General features: G+C 31.0%; 9 protein-coding genes. 3 read left to right on the plus strand and 6 right to left on the minus strand.

The window, feature by feature from the left end; genetic code table 11:
- Positions 1 to 261 precede the first annotated feature (261 nt).
- From EKL98_RS14165 to EKL98_RS14185, 4 genes are all read right to left on the minus strand, one after another.
- Positions 262 to 714 (minus strand): hypothetical protein, encoded by a 453-nt coding sequence (locus EKL98_RS14165; protein WP_126463454.1) that lies wholly within the window; start codon positions 712 to 714, stop codon positions 262 to 264.
- Positions 715 to 1,074, minus strand: a complete 360-nt coding sequence (locus EKL98_RS14170; RefSeq protein WP_126463456.1) for a hypothetical protein — start codon at positions 1,072 to 1,074, stop codon at positions 715 to 717. It lies immediately after the preceding gene.
- Positions 1,055 to 1,261 (minus strand): hypothetical protein, encoded by a 207-nt coding sequence (locus EKL98_RS14175; RefSeq protein WP_126463458.1) that lies wholly within the window; start codon positions 1,259 to 1,261, stop codon positions 1,055 to 1,057. Before EKL98_RS14175 ends, EKL98_RS14170 begins: the two co-directional genes overlap by 20 nt.
- Before the next feature lie 564 nt (positions 1,262 to 1,825).
- The gene (locus tag EKL98_RS14185; RefSeq protein WP_126455293.1) at positions 1,826 to 2,131 is read right to left on the minus strand and encodes an HNH endonuclease; all 306 of its coding nucleotides are present in this window, start codon (positions 2,129 to 2,131) and stop codon (positions 1,826 to 1,828) included.
- A gap of 886 nt (positions 2,132 to 3,017) precedes the next feature.
- On the opposite strand from EKL98_RS14185, the gene EKL98_RS14190 reads away from it, so the two are divergent.
- The 3 genes from EKL98_RS14190 (at position 3,018) to EKL98_RS18145 (ending at position 4,538) form a co-directional block, all read left to right on the plus strand.
- Entirely contained in the window at positions 3,018 to 3,533 is a 516-nt protein-coding gene (locus tag EKL98_RS14190; protein WP_126463460.1) for a hypothetical protein, read from the plus strand.
- A 2-nt stretch (positions 3,534 to 3,535) separates the two neighbouring features.
- Complete coding sequence (locus EKL98_RS14195; protein ID WP_231507358.1) at positions 3,536 to 4,003, plus strand: helix-turn-helix domain-containing protein; 468 nt, start codon at positions 3,536 to 3,538, stop codon at positions 4,001 to 4,003.
- Between the two features lie 412 nt (positions 4,004 to 4,415).
- Positions 4,416 to 4,538 (plus strand): Fic family protein, encoded by a 123-nt coding sequence (locus tag EKL98_RS18145; protein ID WP_262706930.1) that lies wholly within the window; start codon positions 4,416 to 4,418, stop codon positions 4,536 to 4,538.
- 172 nt (positions 4,539 to 4,710) lie between these two features.
- Here EKL98_RS18145 and EKL98_RS14205 read toward each other — a convergent pair whose 3' ends face one another.
- On the minus strand, positions 4,711 to 5,166 hold the full coding sequence (locus EKL98_RS14205) for a hypothetical protein (protein ID WP_126562953.1): 456 nt from the start codon (positions 5,164 to 5,166) through the stop codon (positions 4,711 to 4,713).
- Positions 5,167 to 5,413: 247 nt separating this feature from the next.
- Entirely contained in the window at positions 5,414 to 5,884 is a 471-nt protein-coding gene (locus EKL98_RS14210; RefSeq protein ID WP_158618336.1) for a hypothetical protein, read from the minus strand.
- Positions 5,885 to 6,000 lie beyond the last annotated feature (116 nt).

Here is a 6,000-nt window from a genome sequence, read left to right on the forward strand (position 1 = left end):
AAGTCAAACCCCTATATTTTTAAACTTACACACTTTTTACAGAAGTGTCTTTTTTTGAAAAACAAAAATAAATCAATATTTTAATTGTAAATCAACACAGAATCTATCGAGATCGAGTTGTTATTACCAGTAATACTTAGCAGTCTTTTAAGATAGCCGATAACGCCAGTCTATAAAATAACCTCCGTCACATTACCCTCAAATATAACCAAACACCGTTACAAAAAGAAGATTATTCTTATCTGAAGAATCGAATTGAACTCATCTTTTTGCTAACCGCCGTATACGTGACCCGCTTGGTTTATCCTGAGCGAAGCCGAAGGGTTCGGTGGTGTGTGTTAGTAGATATTGTCCGTCAGCTTTTTCTTTAAGTATTATTTTTGATGATTTTAAAGCCTTATTTACATCTTCAACAGCTTTTTTATGGTCTAATTTTTCATCAAAGAGATAATAATCTGGATTTACTAACGATATTATTACTTTGATTAAATCTCGATTTGGCAAATTTTCGATTTCGCTTGATTGCTCATTAAGTTTATTTAAAACGTCTTGAACCCAAGAATGTCGGGTTGAACCGTCGTGAACAAAGTCTAGGTCATTGTCTATGAAAAATTTTGTCAGTTGAGATGAAGAACGATAAGAGAAATGGTTAAAAGCTTCGTTCCCACATATCATTTCGGATAATTTCGTTATCGCAGGTCTGCTAATTTTCATTCAAGTGTTTTTTGTAGCTATTAATTGAGTAATGTTATTTTTTTTAGTTTCAAGTTCTGAAATTAGCTTGTTATTTAATTCAATATTTTGGTTTAATTTCTCTGATATCAATAGCAAACGGCTTTCTAACTCGTCAACAATTTCCATTTTCTTTTTTTTGTCTATAGGTTGCTCTTTATCCCAAACTCCATTTTGAACTTGATAATATACTAATCTATAAAGAAATCCAACAGCTGAATTGAAATCATTTCCAGCACAATGTGCTAAAAAACTACTTAAATCATCACGTAAATTCCCTGCTCCAAAATCATTTTGAAATTGATATTGAAAAGGTAAAATACTAAATAATTTTGATTGCAAAATTTGACCTAACTGCACCGATTGCTTTTTTAGAGAATTCAGTAAATTCAGTCACAGAATAATAACCAATGTAAACAGTTGTTAAGTCTTGAAAGTCTTTATATGTTTCCGCTACTCTCTTATCTATATCGAGTTTCCAAAACTCTTCAATTTGAGGTAAAATACTTTGTTTATGTTCTGGTGTCATATTCTGTTATTGGTTTTAAGTGTCATAGGGTCTGCTTGCTTGTAACTTGTAAATAACATCAACAAATAACGCTTTTTTAAAGTTTTACCATATGTCAAGCTATTTATTCTAGTTCGTAAATAAAGACTTTTATAAGTATTGTTACAATACCCACATTTAGTGATATTTTAACTTAAATTGAATATACACTAGAAAGCTAATTTTATAGGTAAGGGAACTTATGCCCAAAAGTGAAGGAAAACACTCAAAAACCAAGCTTAAAATGCATTTGTACGGACTGGAAAAAGCCGAACGTAAAAGGAAAAACCTGATGCGACTAGGGATTGACAAAGACCACGCCTATGCTTGGAGCAGAACCAGAAAAGGAGGCTGGCGCATTGCCCAAAGTCCGATTCTAACTTCTACAATTACCCTACTACGGCTCAAGAAGAAAGGGTATCGGTCTATGCTGGAAACCTACATTGAATTCAATCCATCACTTTGCGAACCGCCGTATACGAGACCCGTACGTACGGTGGTGTGTGAGGCACACTCAGTCAGTTTCTGGCGGAGCCGTCTACTCGATTAGTAATTGCCTTCATCGATCATTTGTCTTATTTCAGCGCGTCGCTTTTCATCAATTTCTCTATGGATTTCGTCGTGACAATTTTTGCAGACAGAAATTAAATCTTCTAACGCTTCATCATATAATCTTTCATAAGTTTTGTGGTGAACTTGTTCAGCAGGTTTCTCTTTACAGACTTGACATAAATTTTCATCCCGAATTAAAACTTCTTTTCTTTTTAATGCCCAAGCATTAGAACTCAAGTATTCGGTATATTTTGCAAATCTTGAAGTGCTATAATTTAATGGCTTTACAAACTCCCACAATTGCGTTGAATTTTCTTTACGTTCATTTGCCCAATTATTATAGTTCGGATAACTAAATTTAAATCTAATTTCTTTTGAATATTGTTTTGACTTAACGGTTTATTTCTATCCACGCAACCTCCACAATTTTGACATTGTCTATGAAGCCTCAACCTTTCAGGATTTCTATTATCAATAGTAACATTAAAAAAAGGATCATTACAACATTCGCCAAGAGTTGTAAGAATTAAATTATTGCAATCTACACATTGCAAGATATTATGAAATTTATGTGTAGAATAAATAATCGTTTTTTGGCTATTGCATCGAGAACATTTTTTCATCAAATAAATATTAATAATTTTCGGTTTTTTTTAAGGTTGTTGCTAACGTTATACCGCCTTGAGTTTGCTGGAAGTTCGTAACCGCTCAATTTTCCGTTTAACTAAAACTTGATGCGAAACGGTAATTCCACTAAATTTCAGCTAGCTCAAAGCAGTTAGGTGCTGGCATCTTTCAAATCTACTTTTATAACATCTTTACTATCTATTTTTCGTATTACTAAAGTTGCAACTTCTAACTGGTCTTTATGGTTGCCGAATTTCCAGTTTTCTAATTTTTTCTCGCCAAATAAATAATAACCTTTAGTTTCCAGGTGCTTCAGTAAATTATTTAATGAAAGAGATATTCTTATATTTTGTACGGTTATGAGTTTTTCATCGACTGATACTTCATGTACACGAGCGAGATGCCCGCGCCAGGGGAAATATATTAAAGTGGATAGTTCCCAGCAACGGGAATTGATTAATCGCCATTTTTCAAGTATCTAAACCAATAAAATTAACTGCAATAAATTATACAATATGTATAATTTTTATGTATATTTGTCTAATGAAATTTTGCTTAAATGGATGTAAAAATATTAAAAATCGATGGAAATGTTTTAGTAAATGCTAAAATTTCAGATTCAAAATTATTAAAAGTAAATCTTCCGTCAGTGGCAGATGGATGGAGATTTAATTTTAATAAACACTCGAAAAAGAAAGGTTTTGAAACATATATTTTGGTGTCTGAAGAAACTTCTGAAAAAATTGAAGGTTGTTTAATTTTTGAAATGAAGGAAAAGATTGAACCCTATATGGCTTATGTTGAAATTGCTCCTCATAACAAAGGAACGATAAAAGAATATGATAATGTTGCAGGTTGTTTAATTGCATATGCTTGTCGGTTAAGTTTCGTAAAAGGAGAAGGTGACTTTGAAGGCTATTTAGCATTTGATGTTTTTGAAGAACATAAAGAAGAGGAAATAAAACTAATGGCAGTATATTCAAAAAAATACAATGCTTTTAAGGTTGGTGATACCTCTATGATTATTCCACCTGAAGGTGGGCAAAAATTAATTGATGAATTTTTAAATGAATGAATATGAAAACTAAAGAAATTCAAATTGAAGATATTTGGAATGATAAAAAGAAAGGGGAATTAAAAAAAGCTATATTATCCCATTCTACTACTCAATCCAGAGAACGAATATTAAGCAATCGGTTACTTTCTATTCAGTATAAATTAGAAGATTATATTCGAAATGAAAGTGATGATACAGAGGTTTTAAAAATTCTTGATTTTGTTAAGATGTATTTAAAAGTCCTTAATCTTTCTAAAAAAAGATTAGCAACTTATTTTGAAATGAGAGATAGTAATCTTCATAAATATCTTTCAGGGGAAAGAAAATTAAATGCACAAGTAGCATTGAAACTTAGTACATTTTCTCATACTAAACCAGAACAATGGTATAAAGTTCAACTAAAAAATGAGATGATTGAGTTAAACAAAGAAAAAGCTAATACAAAAGAATACGAAAAATATGATTACCGTAATTTAGTAGAAGTATAATAATCAAAAAAATAAATCTGAACTCATTGTGAAAATATTTTTTTTTATGAAAAAAAATGGAAAGCTCTCTAACGAGGGCTTTTTTACAAAGAATCAGTCAAGACTTATGTGAAATTTGCTAAAGAAATATGATTTATAGAATACTAGATACTTGTAATTAGTAGTAAAAATAGTTCTATATTAGCTGAAATAATAATTCTAAAATGGAATCAAATCTGAGTGAAATAATAATTAATGAGAAAGGAAAAATACTTTTTTTTGCACTTCAACATTTTTAGATGACAAATCCAGAACATTAATAATTCAGGAAAATAAATGAGTATACCCATAAAGCGGTTAATCAAAATTTTTGTAATAATCAATTTTAATTTTTATAAATGAGTTCCGAAACTAGTGTATTTCAAATCAAGATATTGATCCTGTATTGAAGGGCGCTTTTGCCCATTTGTGGTTTGTTACCATACATCCATTTGAAGATGGTAACGGACGTATCACAAGAGCTATAACTGATATGTGGATACTGGTTCGAGGTTGAGAGACATCGAAGAGCTGGGAAGGTCGCCTGAGTTATAGTAGCAAAACAGTTCTAAAAATCTATTGATACGGCGATCTCAAAGGCGAATGCAATTCGACGTGATTAGCTTTAGGACAACTTCTAGTATAATTCGAAGTCAGGAGACCTCGAAGAGCAGGGGTGTTGTATTCTTTTAACTTTGCTTGATTGAAGCACCTCCAGTCATTCTGATTGAAGCACCTCCAGACATTTTTATTTGAGTTCCTTTAGAATTCATTTCAGAATCAGTTATTATTGTTTCGCCCGTAGAGCCTTGTGAACCTCCTGTTACTAAAATGTCAGATTTTAACGTTGACTTACTAATAGAAACAGTTCCGTGTTGATGGTCAAATCTTATTCCTTTTATAGCTTCAAGAAAAGCATCGTCAATTTCAAGATCTCCTGTTGAGGCACATGCATCAATAACGCCAACTGTGTCATTAAATACTTTTTCAAAATCTTGAGGTGTTGTGGCTAACTTTAATTCATTTTCTAATTCAGATTTTGCATTGAATGCTTTTAAAAAGAAATTCTCAATAGTTGGTGTGGTAAAATTCGCAAAATAACTTGTTGCTAAACTTCCGATTATTCCGATCGTAATAGGGTCCATAATTTTCTTTATTAGTTTTATTAGGTGTTTTTATTATTCAGTTTTCTTTTTTCCGTTAAATAGACGTTATTATAAAGTAATAATTTCGTTCTCATAAATTGTCTATGGTTGCCACTAACGGTAGGAGGCTTTGAGATGGTGTGTGCTTCGTAACCGCTAATTTTTCGCTTGAACGAAAAATTGGTGCGAAACGGTAATTCCAATATATCACACACTATATCAAAACGGCGGTTAGCGGTTTTACTTGTTATTTAAAACATTCTTTAATAAAAATTTTATCTTCCGCGGAAAATTTATTCCACTTTGCAGTTCTTTCATTAGTATTTGGTTCAGCAGAATAAGTTTTATTATCAATAGGGTTTTGAAACTTTTCAATTAAATTTTCGATTAATTCTTTTATACTTTCTCCAAAATCATTCTTATGATATATTCCAACTGATAATTTGTTTTGTTCATTATTATTAATTTTCGGAAAATAGCAAACATTTCTTTCTTTACGAATTTCCGCAATAAACGTATTTGTTCCCATGCAAAATCTAATGCAAATTTCAAATAAATTACTAGAAACAATATCATAAATGAGTTCAGAAATATTTTGTTTATAACTATTGTTTGGCAAATAATTTTGGCTACCAATTATGAAAGGAATAGTTAAGCCGTCTTTTCCTTTATCACGATGTTTTTTTAATAAAATTTCCCAGTACTTATTTTGTTTCATTTTATTTCCCATTTATTTTGTCCCATACATAAATAAGTATACTGGATATGCAAATAAAAACTGCACATTAAGTTAAGCTACATTTTTGTAATTAATTTGATTGTTAAATTCTTCAA

The organism is Flavobacterium bomense, assembly GCF_003970355.1.

Coding starts and splice junctions, on each gene's coding strand:
- EKL98_RS14165 (WP_126463454.1), bottom strand. CDS start 714: ATGAAAATTAGCAGACCTGCGATAACGAAATTATCCGAAATGATATGT.
- EKL98_RS14175 (WP_126463458.1), bottom strand. CDS start 1,261: ATGACACCAGAACATAAACAAAGTATTTTACCTCAAATTGAAGAGTTT.
- EKL98_RS14190 (WP_126463460.1), top strand. CDS start 3,018: ATGGATGTAAAAATATTAAAAATCGATGGAAATGTTTTAGTAAATGCT.
- EKL98_RS14195 (WP_231507358.1), top strand. CDS start 3,536: ATGAAAACTAAAGAAATTCAAATTGAAGATATTTGGAATGATAAAAAG.
- EKL98_RS14205 (WP_126562953.1), bottom strand. CDS start 5,166: ATGGACCCTATTACGATCGGAATAATCGGAAGTTTAGCAACAAGTTAT.
- EKL98_RS14210 (WP_158618336.1), bottom strand. CDS start 5,884: ATGAAACAAAATAAGTACTGGGAAATTTTATTAAAAAAACATCGTGAT.